The sequence below is a fragment of the Anaerotignum faecicola genome, from assembly GCA_024460105.1.
In the GTDB taxonomy this organism is placed as follows: Bacteria; Bacillota; Clostridia; order Lachnospirales; family Anaerotignaceae; genus JANFXS01.
In genome coordinates, this window is sequence record JANFXS010000409.1 from 1 (window position 1) to 418 (window position 418).

Sequence of the window (418 nt, forward strand, 5' to 3'; positions counted from 1 at the left end):
GGAAGCTCCTGCGGAGACGGTTGCAGCAGGTGCGATCGAGGACGGGGCAGAACTGGTTTACTGGCCGATGTGGGCAGAGACAGAGCCTCAGGGCCAGGCCATATCTGAGGCAATTGATGCATTTACAAAGTCTACCGGTGTAAAAGTAGACGTTAACTGGGCCGGCTCACGTGATACACGTAAGACACTGGAACCAGCGTTATCTGCCGGAGAAACCATTGATATATTCGATGAGGATATCGAGCGTGTGAATGGTACGTGGGGTAAGTATCTTCTGGATATTCAGAGTATGTACGACGCTTCCCCATTGAATGGCGCACAGAACGCCACGCTGATTGAATTAGCAAAGCAGCAGGGCGGCGGAACCTTAAAGAGTGTTCCTTACCAGCCATCTACATTTATTATGTTCTATAATAAG

1 protein-coding gene is annotated in these 418 nt (G+C 49.8%); it reads left to right on the top strand.

Features of this window, described 5'->3' with window-relative positions; all coding sequences use genetic code 11:
- On the top strand, nt 1-418 hold a 418-nt coding region (locus NE664_14615), incomplete at both ends, for an extracellular solute-binding protein (protein MCQ4727867.1).